Source organism: Vibrio sp. Vb0937 (assembly GCF_033338855.1).
Genome location: NZ_JAWOTK010000099.1, coordinates 1 through 1,880 on the forward strand (window position 1 = coordinate 1; position 1,880 = coordinate 1,880).

Annotated in this window: 1 protein-coding gene and 2 pseudogenes; all 3 read right to left on the minus strand. The window is 49.9% G+C overall.

What is annotated here, in order from left to right:
* A pseudogene (gene galM / locus R7P67_RS23440) lies at positions 1 to 182 on the minus strand (galactose-1-epimerase); the annotation flags it as partial.
* A gap of 9 nt (positions 183 to 191) precedes the next feature.
* Positions 192 to 1,352, minus strand: coding sequence for a galactokinase (gene galK, locus R7P67_RS23445; RefSeq protein WP_318086145.1), 1,161 nt, complete (start codon positions 1,350 to 1,352; stop codon positions 192 to 194).
* A gap of 109 nt (positions 1,353 to 1,461) precedes the next feature.
* Positions 1,462 to 1,880: pseudogene (gene galT / locus R7P67_RS23450) on the minus strand (galactose-1-phosphate uridylyltransferase); the annotation flags it as partial.

Consider the following 1,880-nt stretch of genomic DNA (forward strand, 5'->3'; position numbering starts at 1 on the left):
AACAACACTTCACGGTTTTCACCATTTACCGGTAATGTGCAACTCAACCACGTCGCACCGATATCCATAAACGACGCTGTCATACCATTCGCGTTGGTCAAATGAATCAGAGTCGCAGTTTGGCCATCAAACGACGGCGTTTGCGCCATCGCTTGTTCTAGTTGTTGAAAATAGGCTTTCATCATCATTCCTTACAGCACTTCAACCAAACCCGCACCATTTTTGGCTTGGCAAACATAAATCGACTCTTTTAAGCCCGTAGCCGCTTGGTACTTCGCTTCAACTTCCGCTTTCACGTCATCAACCAGTGCTGGCGGTACAAGTGCCACGATGCAACCACCAAAGCCACCGCCAGTCATGCGCACGCCGCCTTGATCGCCGATCACCTCTTTGACTATCTCCACCAGCGTATCGATTTCTTTTACCGTGATTTCGAAATCATCGCGCATCGAGGCATGAGACTCGGCCATCAGCTCGCCCATACGCTTCATGTCGTGTGCTCGTAGCGCTTGCGCCGCTTCCACAGTACGATCATTTTCTGTGATGACGTGACGAGCACGTTTTGCCACCATTTCATCCAGCTCAGCGACTTTCTCGTTGAACTGCTCAATCGTCACATCACGCAAAGCTTTCACACCGAAAATACGCGCCGCTTCTTCACATTGCTGACGACGAGTGTTGTATTCGCTGTCGACCAAACCACGTTTTTTATTCGAGTTGATGATCACGACTGCCATGTCTTCTGGCATAGAGACTGCTTCAGTTTCAAGGCTACGGCAATCTAATAGCATCGCATGATTTTCACGCCCTTCCGCTGAAATCATTTGATCCATGATGCCGCAGTTGCAACCGACGAATTCGTTCTCAGCTTGCTGACCGTTTAACGCAATTTCGGCTTGGCTGATCTCAAGATTGAACAGCACTTTGAACGTCTGGCCAATCACCACTTCCAACGCCGCCGATGAGCTCAAACCCGCGCCTTGAGGTACGTTGCCGCTGACTGAAATATCCGCCCCAGTAAACTGGTAGCCACGCGCCAGAAGACACTTCACCACGCCGCGAATGTAGTTCGCCCACATTTTGTCTTGCTGGAAGGTAATGGCTTGCGTGATATCGAATTCGTCCACTGCGTTGCCGTAATCGATCGCAACCACACGCACGATATTGTCTTCACGCTTTGCCGCCGCCACGACCGTTTGGTAGTTAATGGCACACGGTAGGACAAAACCATCGTTGTAATCGGTGTGCTCACCAATCAAGTTCACACGACCAGGCGCTTGGATAATATGGCTAGGTGCGTAGCCCAATACTTGCTCAAATGACGCTTTCACATTTTGGATAAGTTCAGACATAGGGACGTTCTCTTAAAATAGTAATTTGTGTGGGATAGCGCGTTGAGCCTAACTTTCTATCTGTAAAGTCGCGCTATCCCGTTATTCGTAATCAGTCCAATTTAAAGACTTAGCATTCTTTGTAATGGACATCACTCACATCACGCAGACGCTGCGCCGCTTGCTCTGCGGTAAGGTCACGTTGGCTTTCTGCCAGCATTTAGTAGCCAACCATGAACTTACGAACCGTGGCACTGCGCAGTAGTGGCGGATAAAAAAGTGCATGAAGCTGCCAATGGTCGATGTCTGTGCCTTCGTCAAAAAACGGCGCGTAGTGCCAGCCCATCGAGTAAGGGAAAGAGCATTGGAATAAATTGTCGTAACGGCTGGTCAGCTTCTTAATCGCTCGCGCTAAATCGTCTCGTTGCTCATCGCTGAGTTCGCTCATGCGACGAATGTGCGTTTTCGGCAACAACATGGTTTCGAACGGCCAAGCAGCCCAGTAAGGCACCACCGCCAGCCAGTGTTCAGTTTCCACCACGATGCGTG

Excerpts from the sequence above, each read along its gene's own strand:
- galK (WP_318086145.1), bottom strand. The coding sequence starts at position 1,352 with ATGTCTGAACTTATCCAAAATGTGAAAGCGTCATTTGAGCAAGTATTG.